The 20,424-nt window shown below is 70.9% G+C and carries 24 protein-coding genes; 14 read left to right on the forward strand and 10 right to left on the reverse strand.

The annotated features are described in order from the left end of the window. The first annotated feature begins 6 nt into the window (after nt 1–6). Entirely contained in the window at nt 7–1,128 is a 1,122-nt protein-coding gene (locus Aco04nite_RS18565; protein WP_212998475.1) for a YecA family protein, read from the forward strand. On the opposite strand, the gene Aco04nite_RS18570 is transcribed toward Aco04nite_RS18565, so the two are convergent. Continuing rightward, the gene (locus tag Aco04nite_RS18570) at nt 1,125–1,724 is read right to left on the reverse strand and encodes an EVE domain-containing protein (protein ID WP_212998476.1); all 600 of its coding nucleotides are present in this window, start codon (nt 1,722–1,724) and stop codon (nt 1,125–1,127) included. The two genes, Aco04nite_RS18565 and Aco04nite_RS18570, sit on opposite strands and share 4 nt — an antisense overlap. Here Aco04nite_RS18570 and Aco04nite_RS18575 point away from each other — a divergent pair. Then, nucleotides 1,723–2,727: an NADP-dependent oxidoreductase gene (locus tag Aco04nite_RS18575; protein ID WP_212998477.1), complete on the forward strand. Its 1,005-nt coding sequence runs from the start codon at nt 1,723–1,725 to the stop codon at nt 2,725–2,727. The two genes, Aco04nite_RS18570 and Aco04nite_RS18575, sit on opposite strands and share 2 nt — an antisense overlap. Beyond that, complete coding sequence (locus tag Aco04nite_RS18580; protein WP_212998478.1) at nt 2,727–3,380, forward strand: GNAT family N-acetyltransferase; 654 nt, start codon at nt 2,727–2,729, stop codon at nt 3,378–3,380. Before Aco04nite_RS18575 ends, Aco04nite_RS18580 begins: the two co-directional genes overlap by 1 nt. Before the next feature lie 21 nt (nt 3,381–3,401). Here Aco04nite_RS18580 and Aco04nite_RS18585 read toward each other — a convergent pair whose 3' ends face one another. The 3 genes from Aco04nite_RS18585 to Aco04nite_RS18595 form a co-directional block, all read right to left on the reverse strand. Beyond that, entirely contained in the window at nt 3,402–4,655 is a 1,254-nt protein-coding gene (locus tag Aco04nite_RS18585; RefSeq protein WP_212998479.1) for an MFS transporter, read from the reverse strand. Then, nucleotides 4,652–5,227, reverse strand: a complete 576-nt coding sequence (locus Aco04nite_RS18590) for a helix-turn-helix domain-containing protein (RefSeq protein WP_212998480.1) — start codon at nt 5,225–5,227, stop codon at nt 4,652–4,654. Before Aco04nite_RS18590 ends, Aco04nite_RS18585 begins: the two co-directional genes overlap by 4 nt. Before the next feature lie 65 nt (nt 5,228–5,292). Continuing rightward, nucleotides 5,293–6,192, reverse strand: coding sequence for an FAD-dependent oxidoreductase (locus Aco04nite_RS18595; protein WP_212998481.1), 900 nt, complete (start codon nt 6,190–6,192; stop codon nt 5,293–5,295). Nucleotides 6,193–6,298: 106 nt separating this feature from the next. Between Aco04nite_RS18595 and Aco04nite_RS18600 the strand changes: the two genes are divergently transcribed. Both Aco04nite_RS18600 and Aco04nite_RS18605 read left to right on the forward strand, forming a co-directional pair. Beyond that, nucleotides 6,299–7,192, forward strand: a complete 894-nt coding sequence (locus Aco04nite_RS18600) for a LysR family transcriptional regulator (RefSeq protein ID WP_212998482.1) — start codon at nt 6,299–6,301, stop codon at nt 7,190–7,192. Nucleotides 7,193–7,229: 37 nt separating this feature from the next. Further along, nucleotides 7,230–8,024, forward strand: a complete 795-nt coding sequence (locus Aco04nite_RS18605; RefSeq protein ID WP_212998483.1) for an alpha/beta hydrolase — start codon at nt 7,230–7,232, stop codon at nt 8,022–8,024. A 109-nt stretch (nt 8,025–8,133) separates the two neighbouring features. On the opposite strand, the gene Aco04nite_RS18610 is transcribed toward Aco04nite_RS18605, so the two are convergent. Together Aco04nite_RS18610 and Aco04nite_RS18615 are read right to left on the reverse strand one after the other, a co-directional pair. Next, on the reverse strand, nt 8,134–8,508 hold the full coding sequence (locus Aco04nite_RS18610; RefSeq protein ID WP_212998484.1) for a hypothetical protein: 375 nt from the start codon (nt 8,506–8,508) through the stop codon (nt 8,134–8,136). A 47-nt stretch (nt 8,509–8,555) separates the two neighbouring features. Continuing rightward, nucleotides 8,556–9,422, reverse strand: a complete 867-nt coding sequence (locus Aco04nite_RS18615; RefSeq protein ID WP_212998586.1) for an MBL fold metallo-hydrolase — start codon at nt 9,420–9,422, stop codon at nt 8,556–8,558. 95 nt (nt 9,423–9,517) lie between these two features. Here Aco04nite_RS18615 and Aco04nite_RS18620 point away from each other — a divergent pair, with 95 nt between their 5' ends. After that, nucleotides 9,518–10,399, forward strand: coding sequence for a cobalamin-binding protein (locus Aco04nite_RS18620; protein ID WP_212998485.1), 882 nt, complete (start codon nt 9,518–9,520; stop codon nt 10,397–10,399). Nucleotides 10,400–10,525: 126 nt separating this feature from the next. Here the strand turns inward: Aco04nite_RS18620 and Aco04nite_RS18625 are convergent, their stop codons facing one another. Genes Aco04nite_RS18625 through Aco04nite_RS18635 form a run of 3 tightly spaced genes read right to left on the reverse strand, consistent with a single transcriptional unit; the run spans nt 10,526 to nt 12,531 of the window. Then, nucleotides 10,526–11,098: an Imm1 family immunity protein gene (locus tag Aco04nite_RS18625; RefSeq protein WP_212998486.1), complete on the reverse strand. Its 573-nt coding sequence runs from the start codon at nt 11,096–11,098 to the stop codon at nt 10,526–10,528. Further along, the gene (locus Aco04nite_RS18630; protein WP_212998487.1) at nt 11,098–11,682 is read right to left on the reverse strand and encodes a hypothetical protein; all 585 of its coding nucleotides are present in this window, start codon (nt 11,680–11,682) and stop codon (nt 11,098–11,100) included. Before Aco04nite_RS18630 ends, Aco04nite_RS18625 begins: the two co-directional genes overlap by 1 nt. 42 nt (nt 11,683–11,724) lie before the next feature. Beyond that, nucleotides 11,725–12,531, reverse strand: coding sequence for a CDP-alcohol phosphatidyltransferase family protein (locus tag Aco04nite_RS18635; RefSeq protein ID WP_212998587.1), 807 nt, complete (start codon nt 12,529–12,531; stop codon nt 11,725–11,727). A gap of 113 nt (nt 12,532–12,644) precedes the next feature. On the opposite strand from Aco04nite_RS18635, the gene Aco04nite_RS18640 reads away from it, so the two are divergent. The 7 genes from Aco04nite_RS18640 (at nt 12,645) to Aco04nite_RS18670 (ending at nt 18,357) form a co-directional block, all read left to right on the forward strand. Then, nucleotides 12,645–13,622: a zinc-dependent alcohol dehydrogenase gene (locus tag Aco04nite_RS18640; RefSeq protein WP_212998488.1), complete on the forward strand. Its 978-nt coding sequence runs from the start codon at nt 12,645–12,647 to the stop codon at nt 13,620–13,622. Continuing rightward, complete coding sequence (locus tag Aco04nite_RS18645) at nt 13,622–14,020, forward strand: 6-pyruvoyl trahydropterin synthase family protein (RefSeq protein ID WP_203835867.1); 399 nt, start codon at nt 13,622–13,624, stop codon at nt 14,018–14,020. The genes Aco04nite_RS18640 and Aco04nite_RS18645 overlap by 1 nt, the downstream gene beginning before the upstream one ends. Beyond that, nucleotides 14,017–15,048 carry a glycosyltransferase family 4 protein gene (locus Aco04nite_RS18650; RefSeq protein WP_212998489.1) on the forward strand — a complete coding sequence of 344 codons (1,032 nt, stop codon included), beginning with the start codon at nt 14,017–14,019 and terminating at the stop codon, nt 15,046–15,048. Before Aco04nite_RS18645 ends, Aco04nite_RS18650 begins: the two co-directional genes overlap by 4 nt. Then, on the forward strand, nt 15,045–15,860 hold the full coding sequence (locus Aco04nite_RS18655) for a class I SAM-dependent methyltransferase (protein WP_212998490.1): 816 nt from the start codon (nt 15,045–15,047) through the stop codon (nt 15,858–15,860). Before Aco04nite_RS18650 ends, Aco04nite_RS18655 begins: the two co-directional genes overlap by 4 nt. A gap of 61 nt (nt 15,861–15,921) precedes the next feature. Beyond that, on the forward strand, nt 15,922–16,932 hold the full coding sequence (locus tag Aco04nite_RS18660; protein ID WP_212998491.1) for a lysylphosphatidylglycerol synthase transmembrane domain-containing protein: 1,011 nt from the start codon (nt 15,922–15,924) through the stop codon (nt 16,930–16,932). 37 nt (nt 16,933–16,969) lie between these two features. Beyond that, nucleotides 16,970–17,659 carry a RibD family protein gene (locus Aco04nite_RS18665; RefSeq protein WP_212998492.1) on the forward strand — a complete coding sequence of 230 codons (690 nt, stop codon included), beginning with the start codon at nt 16,970–16,972 and terminating at the stop codon, nt 17,657–17,659. A 56-nt stretch (nt 17,660–17,715) separates the two neighbouring features. After that, on the forward strand, nt 17,716–18,357 hold the full coding sequence (locus tag Aco04nite_RS18670; protein ID WP_212998493.1) for a GTP cyclohydrolase II: 642 nt from the start codon (nt 17,716–17,718) through the stop codon (nt 18,355–18,357). Here Aco04nite_RS18670 and Aco04nite_RS18675 read toward each other — a convergent pair. Beyond that, nucleotides 18,354–19,664, reverse strand: a complete 1,311-nt coding sequence (locus Aco04nite_RS18675; RefSeq protein WP_212998494.1) for an alpha/beta hydrolase — start codon at nt 19,662–19,664, stop codon at nt 18,354–18,356. The two genes, Aco04nite_RS18670 and Aco04nite_RS18675, sit on opposite strands and share 4 nt — an antisense overlap. An 84-nt stretch (nt 19,665–19,748) precedes the next feature. On the opposite strand from Aco04nite_RS18675, the gene Aco04nite_RS18680 reads away from it, so the two are divergent. Next, entirely contained in the window at nt 19,749–20,351 is a 603-nt protein-coding gene (locus Aco04nite_RS18680; RefSeq protein ID WP_203835860.1) for a mycothiol-dependent nitroreductase Rv2466c family protein, read from the forward strand. Nucleotides 20,352–20,424: the final 73 nt, after the last annotated feature.

Genomic DNA, 20,424 nt, shown 5'->3' on the forward strand with positions numbered 1-20,424 from the left:
GAGTTCGTGCCGACCGACAATCTGGTAGAACGGGCGCTGGGCCGTGACCGTGCCGCCCAGCTGGCCGACGTCACCCGTGACCTTCTCGATCTCGCCGACTCGGCATCCCCGACCACGGAATCCGTCGTGCATCTCCCGGTGCCCCTGAGGTCACAATCCCCTGAGGCCGCGGCGATCGAGTTGAGCCGCAGGATCGAAGCCAGGGATCCCGGCAGGCAATGGGCTTTCGCCACGTTCCGCACGTCTGACGGCCGCAGGATCGGGAAAGCAAGCCCGTTCCTTCCGGCGGCCTTCCCCGGATCGCAGGAATGGTTCATCCGCTTCTCCTTGGCGGACCTGCACACCAGGCTGGCGGCCTGGTATCTCACGAGCCTGTGGCGGGCGGCTGAACTGGCCGGCTCGGTCCGGGGCGCGCTGGACCGATGGCAGGTGATCACCGCCGCGGCCGCGGCACGGTCGCTGCTGGAAGGTGCGGCGGCCTTCACGCAGGAAGCTACGACGACCCTCCAGGAATGGGACACGTTCAAACGGAAGGGTGAGCCACAGCTCGAATCCCTCGAGGAGTTCGCGGGGGACTTCAGCCGCCGGGTAGCCGAGCTCCAATTCTCGTCCCGGGTCGGGCAGGGCACCCAGCGGCCACCGACGTTTCTCAGCCGGAACGTTCTCACCTATATCGGCAAGCTGGCCAAGGCCGAGACCGCTCATGACATCAACGACATCTACCAATGGTTGTGCGACGCGGTGCATCCCAGCTTCGGGTCGTCGACGACCTACCTGGTCACCCGGGGTAAGCACTCGACCGGCACCCATTTCCGGGAGGTCTATGCGCGCCACCCGCTCGGGATGCTCGCCGCCACGGGCTTCGAGCTCACTCCGACGGTTGCGCACGCGGCGGCCGACGCGGTCATCGCGGGTGGCCGGGTGCTGATGAGGGATCTCCGGCGGGTGCGATGGCTGGTCTACGACCTGGCCATGACGAGCGAGACGGCGTTCGCTTTGAAAGTTGCCTCCTTCGGCACCTTTGCCCGCCCTGAGCGTAACGACCGGTGCCCGTGTGGGTCTGGCAGGAAGTTCAAGTCCTGCCAGCACAGATGGGGGTCGTCCGGGCTACCTCCGGAGACGATCTAGGAACGGGTGATCGCGCTGCGGAAGGCTTCGCGGACGGCGGTTGCTCCTGCTGCGACCACGGCGGCGGCGCCGCGGACGGTGGCGGCGACCGGGCCGTGGGGTGGGATGTGTTCCTCGATGGCTTCCCATTCGAGGGGCTTGACCGGGAAGGGGTTGCCGCCGCCGGACATGCGCATGATGAGGCTCGTGGCGAAGCGGGGGTCGGCGGCGAGCGTTGCGCGCGCTATGGGCGTACCCACGAAGATCTGATCGAAGCGCACCGGAAGCAGCCAGCCGTCCTTGTCCGGGGGTTTCGGGCTCCAGTATTGCGGGTCCGGGACCCGGCCCTGGACCGGCTCGGCCGTGATGATGCCCAGCGCGGCGACGCCGCCGTCCTTGCCGGAGAGCCAGAGTGCGACCTGGTCCCCCTCGGTGACGGCGGTGCGGTGCCGGCGGATCGGCCAGGCCGTCTCGTGGTGACCGTCGGCGAAGAAGTCCTCGATCCGCCAGCGGGTCCGGTTAGCCTGCAGCAGCCAGTGCGCCATGACCATGATTGTTCTCGACTGCCCGGGTGCGCGGGTGAGGTTCGCGGAACGCCCTCCTAGGGTGGGGGTCATGACCTTCACCTCGACTGAGATCCGGCTCGCTGCCCGCCCGCACGGCACTCCCGCACCCGACGACTTCGAGGTGGCCGAGGTGGAGGTGGGTGATCCCGCGCCCGGGCAGATCGTCGTGCGGAACGCGTTGATGAGCGTCGACCCGTACATGCGGGGGCGGATGGACGACCGGAAGTCGTACGTGCCTCCCTTCGAGCTGGGGAAAGCCCTCGAGGGCGGGGCGGTCGGTGAGGTTGTCGCCTCCGCCGCCGACGGCTTCAAGGTCGGCGATCATGTGCTGCACGGGCTCGGCTGGCGCTCGTACGCCGTCGTGGACGCGAAGGCCGCCACGCGGGTCGATCCGGCGGCGGCACCGCTCGGGGCGTATCTGGGGGTGCTCGGGATGACCGGGACCACCGCCTATGCGGGACTGCTGCGCACCGCGGAGTTCAAGCCGGGCGACGCGGTCTTCGTCTCCAGCGCGGCCGGCGCGGTGGGCCAGGTCGTCGGGCAGCTCGCCCGGCTGCGGGGCGCGAGCCTGGTGATCGGCAGCGCGGGCTCGGCCGCCAAGGTTGCCCACCTGCTGAACGAGCTGGGCTTCGACAAGGCATTCAACTACAAGGACGCTCCGGTACGCGATCAGCTCGCAGCCGCCGCCCCCGACGGCATCGACGTGTACTTCGACAACGTCGGCGGCGATCACCTCGAGGCGGCCATCGCGCGGATGAACGTGCACGGGCGCATCTGCGTCTGCGGCATGATCAGCGCCTACAACGCCACCGAGCCTCCCGCCGCTCCCCGCAACCTCGCGGCCCTGATCGGCAAGCGCATCACCATGCGCGGCATGCTGGTCCGCGACCACCGCGACCTGCGGGACCAGTTCATCACCGAGGTCGCCCCGCTGGTCGCCGACGGCACCCTCAAATACCAGGAAAGCATCCACGCCGGCATCGAGAACGCCCCGGCGGCGTTCCTGTCGATGCTCAGCGGCGAGGACACCGGCAAGGTCCTGGTCAGCATCTGATGCGCGACCTCATCACCAGCTGGCAGCGCGGCTGGGGTGCCGCCCGCGGGCTCCCACCCGCCACGGACGTCGGAGGCGGCCTGCGCGTCCACAGCCGCCAGACCAGCCGCGAGGTCGACTACTACGCCCTCGACGCCGATTCCCTGCGCGGACTGGCCGAGCTCGTGTCCGAGGAGGAGGCGACCACGTGGCTGCACATCCCCACCACCGACCCGGAAGCAGCCCTGGCCACCCTGGAATCGGCCGGCCAGGTCCTGCTCAACCGTCGTGAATGGCTGATGACCACAGATCTCCGAGACCATCCCCGGGGTACGGTCACCGCGCCCTACCAGCTCAACGAGGTCCCGGACGGCGACACCGTCGTACGCGTCGAGGTGTGGCACGACTCGGGTGAGCAGGCCGCCCGCGGCACCCTGGGCCTCTCCGGCCGGGACGCCGTCCCCGACAAGGTGCTGACCTGGCCGTCCCACCGCCGCCGGGGCCTCGGCCGCGCGGTAATGGGCACCCTCGCTCAGACAGCGATCAGCAGGGGGGCCGAGCGCGGCCTGCTCATCGCCAGCGACGAGGGCCGCCATCTCTACGGGTCGCTGGGCTGGAAGACGGTCGCCGAGGTCCTCATCACCGCGGTCCCCGGCACGGTCTATCCCACCTGACCCGGCCGCCCTCGGCGGTGGTCAGGCACTGGGCAGGTCACGCATGCGGGGGACCGGGGAGAACACGACGAAGAGCACACCGGCCACCGCACCGGTCGCGCCGATCCACAGTGTCGCGTGCACCCCGATCAGCTCGCCGAGCACCCCGCCGAGCAGCGCCCCGATGGGCCGTACCCCGTAGTTGACCGTGCGTTGCGCGCCCTTGACCAGGGAGAGCCGGGACACCGGGGTGGCCGCCGTCTGCAGGGAGCCGACGCTGATGTCGAGGATCATCACGCCGAGCGAGGAGAGGAATTCCGCGGCGAGCAGCATGGCGATCACCACCGGCCGGGTACCGCCGGCGAGCGGGATCAGAACCAGCGGGAGCGGGAACGCCACGTAGCCGAGGATCACGACCGGGCCGATGCCGTACCGGCGGGTGAGCGGGCCGGTGACCGCGGCGCCGGCCAGCCCGCCGATCGACGCGATGCCGATCAGCGCGCCGAGCAGCCCCGGTGAGATGCCCAGCACGGTGGTCACGTAGAGGATCAGCAGCGCGTGGAAGAGGTAGTTGAACAGGTTGATCACGGTGACCCCGAGCAGCAGCTGCCGCAGCACAGCGGACCGCGCTATGAACGCCAGCCCGGAGCCGATCCGCAGGCCGCCACCCTCCGATGCGGAGCCGGCGTGCTCCGGCGGGGCGATCCGGGTCAGCAGCAGAGCCGACCCGAGGTACGACAGCACGTCGGCCACCAGCGCGAACGGCGCGGTGAACACCTGCACGAGGACGCCGCCCACGCTCGGACCGGCCACGAACGACATGGCCCGGGCACCGTTGGTCAGCGAGTTCGCGGCGATGTAGTCCGGTCGCCGGACCACGGACGCGAACAGGCTGCCATCGGCGACCTCGTAGAAGACGGTGAACGTGCCGATGGCGAAGGACAGCACGCAGAGGTGCCACAGGTGCAGGACGCCCGCGAACGCCAGGACCGGCACCACTGCCAGCAGTGCGGCCCGGCCGAGGTCGGCGCCGATCATGACCTTTCGTTTGTACGGCCGCCGGTCCACCCACGCCCCGGCGAGCAGCGAGAGGAACAGGTTCGGCAGCAGCGCGGCGGCGGTCAGGTATCCCATCTCGGCTGCGCCGGCGCCGATCGTCAGCACGGCCAGCAGCGGGATCGCGATCAGCGAGATCTGGTCCCCGGCCAGCGAGACGGCGTGCGCCGACCAGTAGTTCCGGAAGACCCGCTCGCGCAGCAGCGCCGGCGCGGTCTTCGGCGGGGCCCCGGTCGTCACGGCGAACCGTCCTCGGGGGTCGGTATCGCCAGCTGCACGACGGTGACCGGCCGGGATTCCGCGGCCCGGGCGGTCTTGTCCCGGTAGGGCTCCAGCAGCGACTCGACCTGCTCGGTGAGCGTGACCAGCTGCTCGGCGGTCACATAGATCATGTCGTCGCTGAAGCCGGCCGCCGTGCGCCACTCGACCGGCTCCTGCGCGCGGATCGCGAGATAGGCCTCGGCCCGCCGTACGTACTGCCGCAGGATCGCCGCGTTCAGCTGGTCCGCCGCGAGCCGCGTCTCCGGGTCGTCCGAGTCGTCGGTCCAGGAGGTGCTGCGCGCGGTCGCCTGCCAGGGCCGTTCCCGCCCGTCGGCGGCGGGTGCCCGTTGCGCCAGCCCGTACTTCGCGAGCTGGCGCAGGTGGAACGAGCAGTTCGGCACGTTCTCGTCCAGGACGGCGGCGCACTGGGTGGCGGTCATCGGCCCGTTGCGCCGCAGCATCCCGATCAGGCTGAGGCGCAACGGGTGCGCATAGGCGCGCAGCGCCCGCGGATCGTCCAGCCGGATCGTCCTGCGCTCCTCGGAAGTCATTCCTAGAGACTTCTTTATAAAGACTCCTTTAGCAACCCGTTTTCCTCAGTCCTGCGCCCCCACCCTCACCCCGCCCCGAGGGCGAGGGAGGCGACCTCGTCGGCGCAGCCCCAGGACATGGTCATGCCGGCGCCGCCGTGACCGTAGGCATGGATGATGCGGCCGCGACCCGTGGTGACCGCCTCGACCCGGGGGCCGCCGTGGCGGGCGGGGCGCAGGCCGATGCGGGTGGTGAGGGTGCGGGCCTCGCGCAGGGCGGGGACCAGGGCTGTGCAGCGGGCGACGATGGCCGCCGTTTCCCCGGGGTCCGGTGTGGTGTCCGAGCGGTTCTCCTCGAACGTGCCGCCCAGGACGACGTCGTGGCGGCGAGGGTGGACGTACGTGATGCCGGCCGGGTTGTGTTCGTCGCGGACGGATTCGTGCAGGCCGGGGTTGGTGACGAGGACGATCTGACCGCGTACCGGATAGAGGTCCTTGTCAGCCGCGGCCAGGCCCGTCGCATTGACCACCACCGGGGTTCCGCTCAGGAGAAGGGCCGGATCCTCGATGTGGCGGCGCACGAAGCGGCCGCCCGCGTCGACGATCCGCTCGTGCAGCCAGGGCAGGTAGACGTCCATCTCGGCCAGTGGTGCGGTGAAACGCAGCTCGTGGGCGGTGAGAGTCGCGTCCGGCGGGGCCCACCAGGGCAGGTCGGCGCGCACCAGCATCCGGGTACGCCGGAGCAGCACCCCCGGCACCCCCGCGTCGGCCTGGCGCAGGAATTCGGCGTAGCTGCGGCGCGTCCAGTCGCGGACGCGGGGCTGCGGGTCGGTGTGGGTGGGGTACCAGACGGCGGCCGCCACCGCGGAGACCGTGTCCAGGGTGGCGGTGTCGTGGACGACCGTGACCCGGGCGCCGCGTTGCTGGAGGCGGACGGCGGCGGTCAGGCCGATGATGCCGGCGCCGAGGACTGTCACTTCTGTCATGGACATATCGTTCGGGCGGGGTGGGCGGGTTGGCCAATAGTTGTCGCCGCAGTGGTCATAAGAAACGGCTATCACCACGATCCACCTGCGCATCTAGGCTCACGGCATGGAAGATGCGCGTACGCCCGGAGTGGACCTGGACCGTCTGAGGTCGTTCGTGGTGCTCGCCGAGGAGCTGCATTTCACCCGGGCCGCCGCGCTGTTGCACCTGACCCAGCCGGCGTTGAGTCAGCAGATCCGAGCCCTCGAACGGCAGCTCGGTGCCGAGCTGGTCCGGCGCGATGCCCGGGGGTGTTCGCTGAGCGAGGTGGGACGGCTGGTCGCCGCCGAGGCGCGGCGGGTGCTGGCCGATGTGGACGCGGGGCTGGCGCGGATACGGGCGGCGGTCGGCGGGCGGGAGGGGCGGCTGCGGCTGGCGTACACGAGGTCGGCCCGAGGTGGACGGGTCGACGCGCTGATCGGGCGGTTCCGGGAGCTGCATCCGCAGATCGAGGTGGTCGCGGAGACCGCGTGGACGGCGCCGAACGTCGCGGGCCTGCTGGCCGGGCGGTTCGACGCGGCGTTCGTGCGGCCGCCGATCGATGAGCCGGCGCTGGCCTGCCGGCATGTCGACCGGGAGGAGCTGCTGCTGGCCGTGCCGCGGCGGCACCGCCTGGCGCAGTGCCGGCGGATCCAGCGCGCCGACATCACCGGGGAGCCCGCGGTGATGTGGCCCCGGGAGAACGGGCCCGGCATGTACGACAGGATCATCGCGCAGGTGTGGCCGGACGGCGGTTTCCGGCTGGCCCATCACGAGCCCGACGACGAGCAGCTGTTGCGGGCCGTCGCCGGGGGCGCCGTGATCGCCGCGGTGCCCGAGGGACGGGCGCGGGCGTTGACGATGCCCGGGTTGTGCCTGCGACGGTTCGCCGCGCCGACGCCGACGGTCGACGTCGCACTCGCGTACCCGAAGGATTCGACGAACCCGGCGGTGCACCGGCTGGCCGAGCTTCTGCTGTGATCGTCACGCCGGTGCGGTCGCGGCGTTGTTCACGACGATGAGAAGACGAACTTTGCTGACCGGCGCCGGCGCGGTCGCCGCGGCCGGGGCCGTGGTGGCCGCGGGTGGGTACGCGCGGTCGCGAATGACCGCCGCCGAGCCGGTGATCCCGGACGCGCCGGTCGGTGACGAGCGCCTGGTGAAGCACAAGTCACGGGCGCGGGGGCGTACGGTCGACTTCTACACGGCCGTTCCCGAGGGTCACGGTGACGGGCAGGGCCTGCCGGTGTGCCTCGTGCTGCACGGCGGGTCGAAGGTCGCGGCGGACTTCCCCGGGATGGGCCTGGGCAGATTCGTGACCGATTCCGTGCGCCGCGGCAATCCGCCCTTCGTGCTCGTCGGCGCGACCGGTGACCGGCTCGCGTGGCGCCCGAACGGCGACGACGATCCGCAGAAGATGGTGCACGAGGAGATTCCGCGCTGGTGCGAGGATCTCGGGTTCGCCACGGAGTCGTTCGGGGCGCTGGGCTGGTCGATGGGCGGCTACGGGGCGCTGCTGCTGGCGGAGCGGTTTCCCGGTTTTGTCAGCACCGTCGCGGCCCTGTCCCCCGCCGTCAGCGCGGGCGACGACGTGTTCGTGCAGGCGGGCACGCTGCGGGAGGTGCCGGTCGGGCTCTGGTGCGGCGAGGACGACGGTTTCCTGGACCACGTGAAGGCGCTGCAGGAGGTCCTGCCGCTGGTCACCGCCACGTACGCGGACGGCCGCCACAACTACGGCTACTGGAGCACCTGCCTCCCGGCGGCGTTCGACCTCATCGCGCGCAACCTGTCCCGGTCGGCGCCGGTGCTGTAGCCCGTTAGAGGGACCTGCGGGCCGATGCCCTGCGCCTGCCGCCGCCCGCGACGATGATCAAGGGCCGCGCCGGCTTCCACGGGGGAAAGCCGGCGCGCCAACTTCATGCTCACCGGGCCGGCACCGGCCCCCGGTCGGCCGTGACCCACTCACCGGACGGCGCGCGCACGGCCATCCCGGTCACGGGGGCGTCCGGCCCCGGGCCCGCCCGCAGGATCCGCACCACCGGGTGGCCCGCGCGCTCAGGATGCCAGAACCCGGCCGGGTCCCGGACCGACGACCAGGAACAATGCTCCTCATCGGTCCAGCCCCACGCCATCAGCAGGTACTGCCCGCCCAGTGAGTACCGTCCCACCGAGGCGGTCCGCTCCCCCTCGCTGCGATGGAAGAACTCCGCGCGCAGACCGGGCACGCTGACCCCCTCGAACGCGGCGTTCAGAACCGTCCGATGAGGGCTGTAGGACGCAAGATCGGGAAGTGGCACCCGCCGACCCTGGCATGTCCGGTGTGAATTTCAGGTGAACGACGCGGTTACGCCCAGCTCTTGACCGCGTACGCGCCACCTGCCCGCTCGATCTCCAGGGCGTGCGCACCGCTGAAGTGGGCGGGAAGAACCAGGGCGCGGTTGTCGGCGGCCCAGTCGAGCAGCCGGCGCCGGGTGGTCAGCGCCTGCGCCGGGTCGTCGCAGAAGCAGCTGGCGTGTTCCGGGTGCGGCAGTTGCAACGGCGTGTGCAGGATGTCCGCCGCGAACAGCGCTCTGTCCCCGCCCGACTCCAGGACGACCACGCCGTGCCCCGGCGTGTGCCCGGGCGCGGCCTCCAGCCGCAGATTCCCGTCGATCCGGTACGCGTCCCGCCACAACCGCACCTGCCCCGCCGCATGCACGGGGGCGATGCTGTCCGCGTACGCGTTCTCGTTGACCCCGCCCTCGATCGCCGGGTTGTTCGCCGGATTCCAGTACGCGAAGTCCACCTCGGGCATCAGATAGGTCGCATTCGGAAACGTCGGCACCCATTCCCCGCCGACGAGCCGCGTGTTCCACCCGACATGGTCCACATGCAGATGCGTGTTCACCACCAGATCAACATCATCCGGGTGTACGCCCACAGCGGCGAGCCGTCCCAGAAAATCGATGTCCAGGTGGTCCCACGCCGCCACCGCCGGCCGCACCTTGTCGTTACCCACGGCGGTGTCGATCAGCACGGTCCGCCCCTCACTGCGCAGCACCCACGTCTGCATCGCCGCCCGCACCATCTCGCCGTCCAGATGATCGGGCACGAGCACCGCCCGCTGCTCCTCCCACGCCGCCGCCGGCAGATCCGGGAAGAACGCCCCGGCCGCCATGATCGGCCCGTCGCTCTCCTCGACCCGCAGCACGGTCACGTCGCCCAGCTTCATGTCGTTCACAGGCCCTCCCAGGCATCGCGGATGAGTACGAGTACAGCGCGGTCCCCGCAGGCCAGCCACACCTTGCCGGGGATAGGCTCGCCGGTGTGCGCCTCGTCTCGCTGCTCCCCTCCGCCACCGAGATCGTGTACGCCCTCGGCCTCGGCGACGACCTCGTAGGCGTCACGTTCGAGTGCGACGAGCCGCCGTCAGCGCGTACCGACAAGACTGTGGTTGTCGGCGGGAGGGACACGCGCGGCATGACCCCCGGGGACATCGACGCGTATGTGAAGGGCCGTATGGCCGCAGGCGAGGACCTCTACACCCTCCACGCCGGAGCCCTGGCTTCCCTCGCCCCCGACCTGATCCTCACCCAGGACCTCTGCCGCGTGTGCGCCCTGCCGTCCGACCACGTCGAGGACGCCCTCGACCATCTCGGCTGCCACTCGGACGTGCTGTCCCTCGACCCGCACACCCTCGAGGACGTCCTCGCCACGATCACCGAGGTCGGCCGGCGGGCCGGGGTCCCCGCGCGAGCGGCAACCCTGGTCGCGGACCTCCGGGCACGACTGGCCGCGATCGCCACCGCCGTCGAGGGCCGCCGGCGCCCCCGCGTGGCCATCGTCGAATGGGTGGACCCGCCGTTCGCGGGCGGCCACTGGGTCCCCGACCTGATCACCGCCGCGGGCGGAGAACCGGTCGCGGCCCGCGCCGGCCAACGCTCGATCGAAACAACCTGGTCCACACTGACCGCCGCCCGCCCCGACATCGTCCTGGTCACCCCGTGCGGCTTCCACCTGGCCGGCGCGGTCGACCAGGCAGCCCGGGTCGTGCCCCACTTCCCGGACGCCCAGGTCTGGGCCATCGACGGCGACGCCCTGGTGGTCCGCCCCGGCCCCCGCCTGGTCGACGGAGTCGAAGCGATAGCCGCAATCCTGCACCCGGACGCCGTCCCGCCCGCCCCCGTGGGAACCGTCAGGCGAGTCTGATCCCAGAGCTACCCGGCTCACTTTCCCGGCACAGGCCGGCCTCGATCACCGTTCCTTTGGCGTTGACCTACGCGAAACCGGCGCCCCAGGACCAGGGATCGTCAGATCAAGCCAGCTGGGACAGGTTCAGGCCCACGGATCGTCTACTTCGCTGCTTCCAGGATCTTGTGGAACGTCGTGACGCCGCCCGTCAAGGTCCCCCAGCGTCCACCGAACAGACTCTGGCCGTTCGCCGGCCTCTGACCGGCAGAACTCTTCGACCGCGGCACGAATGTGGCCCGACCGCAGGGTGCTCCGCGGGTCATGGAACCTGGGCAGGCCCGGATCGGCTATCACCCGCGGGTCACTGGCCGGTGGTGCCGGATTGTCGGAGATCCAGCAGTGATCGAAGATGCCGCCATGCCGCGGATCGGCGGCGTCGAGCGTCCAGATGAGCCCGCCGTATCCCGTCGCGTTGTTGACCGCAACGCGCAGATAGCAGGCGCCGCCCACCACGTCGTCGTCCAGCCTACGATCGGAGAAACTGAACCAGGCATCGCTTCCAGGGTGATATACCCGAATCGGACTTTCACCTTCTACGGGCATCAACGATTCGTGCTCATTTTCCAGGCCCTCAAATACTTCAGATACAACATCGGGAATCTCGCCCGCAGTAGCCGGGTAAATCCAGTTACCGTCAACACAAATACTGAGAAGCACTACCGGCCGCTCTGAGCAGCGCGGCGCAGCGCCTTGCCGAGCAGGTCGTTCGCGGTCGTGAAGTCGGCGCCGCCCACGACCGGGTCGGTCACCGAGATGATGATGACGTAGCGGCCGGTGACACCAGCGGTGTACGCCACCCAGCGGTCACCCTCGTCATACTGCTTGCTGAACAGCACCGTGCCGGGTCCGATCGGGTCCTCGGCGATCAGCCGGAACCCGTCCTCGCCACCGCCCGCTTTGCACCGGCCGAGCTGCTCCTTCAACGCCGCGATGTACGAACCGGCCACGGTCTCCGGGAACTCCGCGACGAACTCGTGCACCCGGGCCCGCGGCAGGTAGTCAGCGGCAATGGCACGGCTGGCGACAGGCGCTGGCACCGGGGAGTCGGCGCAGGGCTGCGGGAGACCTTCCTCGTCCGCCGCGGGCCCGGGCTCGACACCGTTGAGATCCTCGGCCTGCAGCATGACCCGATCCGGGATCGCCGGCCCGTCCCCGCCACGCTTCGCCGCCCACACGGCCCCACCCGTGACCAGAACAACAACAGCCACCGCCGCCGAGATGATCACAGCTATCAATTTCATGCGCCCATCCTGCCGCCCCGGGTCAAGCAGACTCCGGGACCGTCAGACGTTGGCCGAGGCGGTGCGGCGGCGGCGCTGGGACGGGATGCGGACGGCCGGGATGCGGCGGGTGAGCGGGGTGCGGGCGGTGGCGGTGCGGCGGGTGAGTTCCGTGCGGCGCAGCCAGGCGATGTCTCGGCCGAAGGACCAGGTCAGGGAGATCAGAGCGACCGCGAGGGCGGCGAAGGACAGGCCGTGCGGCAGGAGGTCGGCCGTCACCACCACCAGGACCACGCCCTGCAGGGCCGCGACGACCTTGCGGGAGAACTTCGGGGGCAGGGCGCCGTTCAGCCAGGGGGCGGCCCACATCGCGGCGACGAAGACGTAGCGGAACGCGCCGATCGCGATCGCCCACCAGCCGTACGTGCTGCCGACGTACACGCTGAGCACCAGGATGAGGAACGCGTCGATCTCCATGTCGAAGCGGGCGCCGAGCGAGGACGTGGTGCCGGTGCGACGGGCGACCTGGCCGTCCACGCCGTCGAGGGCGAGGGCGACGCCGACCAGCGTGACCAGCACGGGCAGTGAGATCGACTGCGAGAACGAGGTGACGACCAGGGCGGTCACGCCGCCGACCAGGACCGCGCGGCCCAGGGTGACCGCGTTGGCCGCGCCGAGGGCGCGCATGCCGGCCCGCTCCAGACCCGTGCGGAGCAGCACGTAGAGCGCGATGGCGTACGCGATGCCGGCCACCCAGCCACTGCCGGTCAGCCCCGTCGTCGCTGCGAGGGCGGTGCTGAGGACGAGGTGTGCCACGAGCCCCGCGAGGGGTCCGCGGGCGGGCCTGGCCGTCATCGTGCCGATACTCATGGTCACCGTGCCTCCGGGGGCGCAAGATCGGGTCCCGCGTATGGTTGCCGCTGTCCTCCTGCATCACGTTGGTGCGGCGGCTTCGGTTCATCGATTGCGGAAGGAGATCGCCGGTGACGGATTTCGCGTTCTGGATCACGGCTCCCGGCGAGGGCGCGATCCGGCCCGTGGAGGTGCCCGGACCCGGTCCCGGTGAGGTGCTCGTGCGGACCCTGCACTCGGGGGTCAGCCGAGGCACCGAGACGCTCGTGTTCCGCGGTGGCGTGCCGGAGAATCAGCACGCCACGATGCGTGCGCCGTTCCAGGAGGGCGATTTCCCGGCCCCGGTGAAGTACGGCTACCTCAACGTCGGCGTGGTGGAAGAAGGCCCGGCGGAACTTCTCGGGCGTACGGTGTTCAGCCTCTTCCCCCACCAGACGCGCTTCGTCGTACCCGTGGGATCCGTCACTGTCGTGCCGGAGAACGTCCCCGCCGCCCGCGCCGTCCTCGCCGGCACGGTCGAGACCGCGCTGAACGGGCTGTGGGACGCCGCGCCGCTGATCGGTGACCGCATCGCCGTGGTCGGCGCCGGGATGGTCGGCGCGAGCGTCGCGGCGATCCTGTCCCGGTTCCCCGGCGTGAAACTGCAGCTCGTGGATGCGAACCCGCAACGCGCCGAGCTGGCGGCCGCGATGGGCGTCGGCTTCGCGCTGCCCGCGGACGCGACCGGCGACTGCGACCTGGTCGTGCATGCCAGCGCCACCTCGGCCGGGCTCACCCGCTCCCTCGAGCTGCTCGCCGTCGAGGGCACCGTCGTCGAGCTCAGCTGGTACGGGGACAAACAGGTCAGCGTGCCGCTCGGGGAGTTCTTCCACTCCCGGCGGCTGGTGGTCAAGAGCAGCCAGGTCGGCGGGATCGCCCCGGCCCGGCGCGGGCGCCGCACGTACGCTGACCGCCTGGCCACGGCCCTCGACCTGCTCGCCGACCCGGTCTTCGACGCCCTGCTCACCGGGGAGTCCGACTTCGCCGAGCTGCCCGGGGTCATGCCCAGGCTGACCAGCGGAGAGCTACCTGCGCTCTGCCACCTCATCACCTACCCGTCTGGAGCGTAATGTTCAGCGTCACCGTCCGTGATCACATCATGGTTGCCCACAGCTTCCGCGGGGAGGTGTTCGGCCCGGCCCAGAAGCTGCACGGCGCCACGTTCGTCGTGGACGCCACGTTCAAGCGGCCCGAGCTGGACGACGACAACATCGTGGTGGACATCGGCCTCGCGCTGCAGGAGCTCGGCGCCATCTGCAAGGGCCTGAGCTACAAGAACCTCGACGACGACACCGACTTCACGGGGATCAACACGTCGACGGAGTTCCTGGCGAAGGTCATCGCCGACCGGCTCGCGGCGAAGGCGGCCGACGGCGGGCTCGGTGCCGGCGCGGGCGGGCTCACCGGGATCGCGGTGACGCTGCACGAGTCCCACATCGCGTGGGCCTCGTATGAGAGAGATCTGTGACCGGTCCGCTCTGGGCGGTGCTGCCGGGCGGGATCGACGACCCGGCGGCACCCAGCGGCGGCAACACGTACGACCGGCGGGTGCTGACCGGTCTCGCGAAGACCCGGGACGTGCACGAGCTCGCCCTCACCGGCGAGTGGCCGCACCCCTCCGACGCGTCCCGGGCACGGCTGCGACGGGTTCTCGCGGACATCCCGGACAGCTCGACGGTGCTGCTCGACGGCCTGGTGGCGTGTGCGGCGCCGGACGCCGTCGAGGCGCAGGCCGACCGGTTACGCCTCGTGGTGCTGGTGCATCTGCCGCTCGGTGACGAGACCGGGGCGGACGCGACGCTCAGTGAGCTCGAAGGGCGTACGGTCCGTGCGGCCGCAGCCGTCGTGGCGACCAGTGCCGGCGCGGCCCGGCGCATCGAGGGCCTGCACGGTCTGCGGGACGGCAATGTGCACGTTGCGCTGCCCGGCGTCGACGCCGCACCCATGACCGAGCCGAGCGACGCGGGCAACCGGTTGCTGTGCGTCGCCGCCGTCACGCGCCGCAAGGCGCAGGACGTGCTGGTCGAGGCATTGCGCACAGTGGACGATCTGGACTGGGATTGCGTCTGCGCCGGTGCGCTGGACCGGGATCCTGCGTTTGTCCAGCCGCTGCTCGCGTACGAAAAGGTGCGGTTTGTCGGCACCAGAACCGGTAAGGCGCTCGATGAGACGTATGCGGCGGCGGATCTGCTGGTGCTGCCGTCGCGCGCCGAGACGTACGGCATGGTGGTCACCGAGGCCCTGGCCCGGGGCATCCCCGTGCTGGCGACCGAGGTCCAGGGCGTGCCCGAGGCGATCGGGACCGCACCGGACGGCAGCGTGCCGGGTGGTCTCGTGCCGCCGGGTGACGCCGAAGCCCTGGCCGGCGCCCTGCGGCGCTGGCTGACCGACCCCGGTCTGCGCACGGACTGGCGGGCCGCGGCCCGCGAGCGCCGTGACACGCTGCGCGGCTGGGACGAGACGACACGACGACTGAGCGAGGTACTCGAACCATGACCGGAGAGTTCAGCACCGACTGGCTGCTGCTGCGGGAGCCCGCCGACGCGGCGGCCCGCGCGACCGACCTGATCGACCTGATCAAGGCCCGGCCCGAGTTCGCCGGCGGCGGCGAGATCGTGATCCGCGACCTCGGCTGCGGCGCCGGGTCGCTGGGGCGGTGGCTCGCTCCCCTGCTGCCGGGGCCGCAGCGGTGGATTCTGCAGGACAGGGATCCGGCGCTCCTCGCGTACGCCAAGTCTCATCTGCCCGAAGCCGCCGCCGACGGCAGCCCGGTGACCGGGGAGACCTCCGAGCTGGACGTGGCCGGCCTGACCGCGGAGCACCTGGCCGGGGTGTCGCTCGTCACATGCTCCGCGCTGCTCGACCTGTTCACCTCCGACGAGGTGGCCGCGCTGGCCGACATCTGCGTGGCGTCGGGGACCCCGGCGCTGTTCACCCTGACCGTGGCCGGCGAGGTGACCCTGGACCCGCCGCACCCCCTCGACGAGCAGGTGGTGGCCGCGTTCAACGACCACCAGCGGCGCCACACCGGGGACCGCTGGCTGCTCGGACCGGAGGCCGTCGGCGCGGCCGCGGAGTCCTTCGCGCGGGCCGGCGCGGGTGTGACCACCCGGGCCACCCCCTGGGAGCTCGGTCCCGATCAGCGCGAACTGATCGTGCAATGGCTGAAGGGCTGGGTGGCCGCGGCCGCCGAACAGCGCCCTGAGCTGGAGCTGGACGGCTACCTCGCGGACCGCGTCGCGGCCGCCGAGGCGGGTGCGTTGCGGGTGTCCGTAGGCCATCAAGATCTTTACGCACAGAAAGACTGAACCGCACGGCCCCACCCGGACGTATTAGTCGCAGGAACGGCTAACCGGAGGTGGCGTCGCAATGAACCGATCGATCTGGGCGTGGGTCCGAGTGCTCGGCGGGGTGGCGATCCTCGCGGTGCTGCTCTGGCGCCTGGGCACCGGTGCCTTCCTCGACGGGCTGCGGGTGATCGATGCCACGACGCTCGGCACCGCGTTCGCGATCGGTGTGACCACCACGGTCTTCAGCGCCTGGCGCTGGTGCCTGGTCGCCCGCGGCCTGGGCATGCGGCTCTCGCTGCGCACGGCGATCGCCGACTACTACAAGGCGCTGTTCATCAACGCGGCGCTGCCCGGCGGCATCCTCGGCGACGTGGACCGCGCGGTGCAGCACGGCCGTGAGGGCGGCGACGTCGGCAAGAGCGTCCGCGCGGTCGTGCTCGAACGCACCGCCGGCCAGGTCGTGCTCGTCACGGTCGGCCTGGTGGTGCTGTTCACGGTCCCGTCGCCGGTCCTGTCCCACCTGCACGATCACGCCCCGGTCATCGGCCTCGCCGTCGCCGCCGTCATCGCCGCCGCCCTGCTGGCGGTGCTGGCGGTCGGCCGGCTGCGCACCGGGGCGTCCCGCTGGGCCCGCGCGGCCCGCACCGGCGTCACCGAGATCCGCGCCGGGCTGCTGTCGCGCCGCAACTGGCCGGGCATCGTGCTCGCCTCGACGATCGTGCTCGCCGGGCACCTCGCGACGTTCGTGGTCGCGGCCCGCGCGGCCGGTTCGGGGACGTCCGTGCTGCGGCTCGCGCCGCTGATGCTGCTGGCCCTGCTCGCCATGACGCTGCCGGTGAACATCGGCGGCTGGGGGCCCCGCGAGGCGGTCACCGCGTGGGCGTTCGGCGCGGCCGGTCTCAGCGCCGGCCAGGGCCTGACCATCGCCGTGGTCTACGGCCTGTTCGCCTTCGTGGCGGCACTGCCCGGGCTGCTCGTCATCGCGCACCGGGCGATGACCAAGATGCGGGTCCGCGCGGTGGCGCCGGTCTCCCCCGCCGTGTCGCTCCCCATGCCCCAGGTGCGGCAGCTGGTTGGTAGCGGTGCGTGAGGGTGCCAACACAGTTGGTTCGGTCTATGTTGGGTCAGTGAAAGATCGCCCGTACGTGCTGCTGAGCTGTGGCATGTCCATCGACGGATACGTGGACAGCCCGGGCGACGAACGGCTCCTGCTCTCCAACGACGCGGACTTCGACCGGGTGGACGAGGTCCGCGCGACCTGCGACGCGATCCTGGTCGGCGCGGGCACGGTGCGCACCGACAACCCGCGGCTGCTGATCCGCGACGAGGCCCGGCGCCGCGCCCGGATCACCCGCGGCGTCTGCCCCGACCCGGTCAAGGTCACCGTCACGAGCAGCTGTGACCTCGACCCGGCAGCCCGGTTCTTCGCCCTCGGCGACGCCGACAAGCTCGTCTATTGCGCGTCACCGGCGCTCCCGTCGGCGAGGCGCAAGCTGGGCGGTGTCGCCACCGTCATCGACGGCGGCGATCCCCTGGACCTCAACCGGGTCACCGCCGACCTGGCCGACCGCGGCGTCGGCCGGCTCATGGTCGAGGGCGGTGGCAGCATGCACACCCAGTTCCTCACCGCCGGGCTCGCCGACGAGCTGCAGCTCGTGGTCGCGCCGTTCTTCGTCGGCGATTCCACGGCGCCCCGTTTCGTCAGCGACGGGGCTTTCCCGTGGGGACCGCAACGCCGGGCTGATTTGACCGAAGTGCGCCAGATCGGCGACGTCGTGCTGTTGCGTTACGCACTGTCCGACAGGTTCCGGGACTGACCCGGGAACGCCGGGGTACGACGAGAATGCGACAGATCAACAACACTGGGGGGCCGATGTCCGACTCACTGGAATGCCGGGTTTTACAGCGGGCGACGATCCGCACCCGCGTCACGGTTCCGCTGCGCTTCGCGGACGGCTACTCCACCACCGCCCAGGTGCACACGTTCAACGGCCTCGCCGACGGCAAGGAGCACCTGGCCCTCGCGCTCGGCTCTCCGGACCCGGACAGCGTGCCGCTCGTGCGGCCCCATTCCGAGTGCATGACCGGTGACGTGTTCGGCTCCGAGCGCTGCGACTGCGGCCCGCAGCTGCGCGAGGCCGTCGAGCGCATCACCCAGACCGGCGGCTACCTGCTCTACCTGCGCCAGGAGGGCCGGGGCATCGGGCTGTACGCGAAACTCGACGCGTACGCACTGCAGGACTCGGGCCTGGACACGTACGAGGCGAACGTCGCGCTCGGCCGGGGCGAGGACGAGCGCGACTACACCGCCGCGGCGCAGATGCTGCTGGCGCTCGGCACGGAGAAGATCCGCCTGCTGAGCAACAACCCGGACAAGGCCACCCAGCTCCAGGCGTACGGCGTGGAGGTGAAGGAACGCATCCCGACCGGCGTGCACCTGTCCCCTGCGAACCGGCGCTACCTGGCCACGAAGGCGACCCACACCTCGCACACCCTCGACCTGCCCGGCCTCTAGCAGACCGTTCCGCGTCGTGGAACGGTCAGATTCATCAGGTACGCGTCCACGGCCGCCTTCACGCAGGTGGATCTGTTGTACGACCCGTGTCCGGCGCCGTCATAGGTGAGCAGCACGCCGTGCCGGCCGAGCTGGGCCGCCACGGAGAGCGCCCAGTTGTAGCCGCTGGCCGGGTCGTGCCGCGCGTTGATCAGCAGGAGCGGCGTGCGGGTGTGCACGTCGAGGCGGTGCTGCGGGTCCGCCACCGGTCGCGGCCAGCCGAGGCAGGTCCCGATCGCGAGGACGCCGGCGGAGTAGCGGAAGTCACGGGTCGCGTTGCTCGTGATGAGCCGCTGGTAGGACGCGTAGTCGCGGACCGGCAGGGCCCAGTCGTTGCAGGACACCGCGGTGGCCGGCTCCGGCGTGGACTGCTTCTCGATGTCCCCGGCGGCGATGGCGCCCGCAAAGCCCGCATAGTCGGGCGCGTACATGCTGCGATGCGCGGTTGCCGTCAGGTCCCACACCTCGTCGGGGCCGGCGGCGTCGAGCAGGGCGGCCCACTCGGCGTGCACGTCCTTGCCGTGCAGGGCGCAGCTCTCCGTCGCGTCGCACCACGCGGCGAACGCGTCGAACGAGTCCTGCAACGCCCAGGCCTGGGTCCGCACGAAACCGGCGGTCCGCTGACTGTGATCGACGGAGCTCTCCAGGACGACCGCCCGGGTACGCGACGGGTACGTCTCGGCGTACAGCTCCCCCACCAGGGTGCCGTAGGAGCTGCCGTGGAACGTCAGCTGCCGTTCGCCCAGCGCCGACCGGAGCGCGTCGATGTCGCGTACGGTGCTCAGGCTGTCGGCGTGCTCCCAGAGCGGGCCGTAGTCCTCCCGGCACTTCGCCCAGGCCGCCTGGTTCTGCTGGATCCGCAGGTCGAAGTCCGCGGCGCTGGCGATAACGGGTGACGCCGGGGCGGGGCACGGCATCGGACTGCTCTGGCCCACCCCGCGCGGGTCATAACTGACGATGTCGAACCGGTCGATGAGATCCTGGCTGAACCGGTCGAACCGCGTCGGGTCGGTGATGACGCCGACGCCGGAGTCACCGGGCCCGCCGGGGCCGAACACCAGCGTCCCGACGCGGAGCCCCGGTTTCGCCTGGTGCCTCGCCACCCGGAAGCCGAATTTCTCGCCGCCCGGATCACTCCAGTCCACCGGTAACTGCAGTGTCGCGCACTCTGCGGAATTGCCGCAGGAGGTCCATTCGATGGGTACGGGCGCCGGCGCGGCAACGACGCTCGCCGTCATCACCAGTGCCAGCACGGATGCGATAGTCATGACTCGATGCTCGGGGAAAGTGATCCGCGCGGTAATCGGGTGCGTCCCGGAGCTTCCCCGTAAGGGACGGCATATCGTCGGGTCATGACGACTGTCGACTTCTACTTCGATCCGGCGTGCCCGTTCGCCTGGATCACCTCCCGCTGGATCCTCGAGGTCGAGAAGCAGCGCGAGGTCGACGTGCGCTGGCACGTGATGAGCCTCTACGTCCTCAACGAGGGCCGGGATCTCCCCGAGTCCTACCGCACCTCCGTCAACGCGTCGCTCGGCACGGTCCGCGTGGTCACCGCGGCCTGGCAGCAGCACGGCGACCAGGTCCTCGCCCCGCTCTACACCGCGCTGGGCACCCGCATCCACAACCAGGGCCGCAAGACCGACATCGCCGCCGTCATCGCGGAGTCCCTCGAGGAGGCCGGCCTGCCCGCGTCCCTCGCGGAGGCCGCGCAGAGCGACGAGTACGACGCCGCGCTGCGCAAGAGCCACCACGAGGGCATGGACCCGGTCGGCCCGGACGTCGGCACCCCGACGATCCACATCGACGGCGTGGCGTTCTTCGGCCCGGTGCTCAGCAGCATCCCCAAGGGCGAGCAGGCCGTGAAGATCTTCGACGGCGCGGTGGCCCTGGCGAGCTATCCCGACTTCTTCGAGCTCAAGCGCACCCGCACCGGTGGCCTCAACTTCGAGTGAAGTGCTGCGTGCGGCCTTCTCCGCAAGGCCGCACGCAACCTCCCCCGCGGGCGCACAGTTTCTCCGCAAACGC

Origin of the sequence: Winogradskya consettensis, from assembly GCF_018332715.1 — a bacterium.
In the GTDB taxonomy this organism is placed as follows: domain Bacteria; phylum Actinomycetota; class Actinomycetes; order Mycobacteriales; family Micromonosporaceae; genus Actinoplanes; species Actinoplanes consettensis.

Coding starts and splice junctions, on each gene's coding strand:
- Aco04nite_RS18575 (WP_212998477.1), top strand. CDS start 1,723: ATGACCTTCACCTCGACTGAGATCCGGCTCGCTGCCCGCCCGCACGGC.
- Aco04nite_RS18570 (WP_212998476.1), bottom strand. CDS start 1,724: ATGACCCCCACCCTAGGAGGGCGTTCCGCGAACCTCACCCGCGCACCC.
- Aco04nite_RS18580 (WP_212998478.1), top strand. CDS start 2,727: ATGCGCGACCTCATCACCAGCTGGCAGCGCGGCTGGGGTGCCGCCCGC.
- Aco04nite_RS18590 (WP_212998480.1), bottom strand. CDS start 5,227: ATGACTTCCGAGGAGCGCAGGACGATCCGGCTGGACGATCCGCGGGCG.
- Aco04nite_RS18595 (WP_212998481.1), bottom strand. CDS start 6,192: ATGACAGAAGTGACAGTCCTCGGCGCCGGCATCATCGGCCTGACCGCC.
- Aco04nite_RS18600 (WP_212998482.1), top strand. CDS start 6,299: ATGGAAGATGCGCGTACGCCCGGAGTGGACCTGGACCGTCTGAGGTCG.
- Aco04nite_RS18605 (WP_212998483.1), top strand. CDS start 7,230: ATGAGAAGACGAACTTTGCTGACCGGCGCCGGCGCGGTCGCCGCGGCC.
- Aco04nite_RS18615 (WP_212998586.1), bottom strand. CDS start 9,422: ATGAAGCTGGGCGACGTGACCGTGCTGCGGGTCGAGGAGAGCGACGGG.
- Aco04nite_RS18630 (WP_212998487.1), bottom strand. CDS start 11,682: ATGAAATTGATAGCTGTGATCATCTCGGCGGCGGTGGCTGTTGTTGTT.
- Aco04nite_RS18635 (WP_212998587.1), bottom strand. CDS start 12,531: ATGAGTATCGGCACGATGACGGCCAGGCCCGCCCGCGGACCCCTCGCG.
- Aco04nite_RS18645 (WP_203835867.1), top strand. CDS start 13,622: ATGTTCAGCGTCACCGTCCGTGATCACATCATGGTTGCCCACAGCTTC.
- Aco04nite_RS18655 (WP_212998490.1), top strand. CDS start 15,045: ATGACCGGAGAGTTCAGCACCGACTGGCTGCTGCTGCGGGAGCCCGCC.
- Aco04nite_RS18660 (WP_212998491.1), top strand. CDS start 15,922: ATGAACCGATCGATCTGGGCGTGGGTCCGAGTGCTCGGCGGGGTGGCG.
- Aco04nite_RS18670 (WP_212998493.1), top strand. CDS start 17,716: ATGTCCGACTCACTGGAATGCCGGGTTTTACAGCGGGCGACGATCCGC.
- Aco04nite_RS18675 (WP_212998494.1), bottom strand. CDS start 19,664: ATGACTATCGCATCCGTGCTGGCACTGGTGATGACGGCGAGCGTCGTT.
- Aco04nite_RS18680 (WP_203835860.1), top strand. CDS start 19,749: ATGACGACTGTCGACTTCTACTTCGATCCGGCGTGCCCGTTCGCCTGG.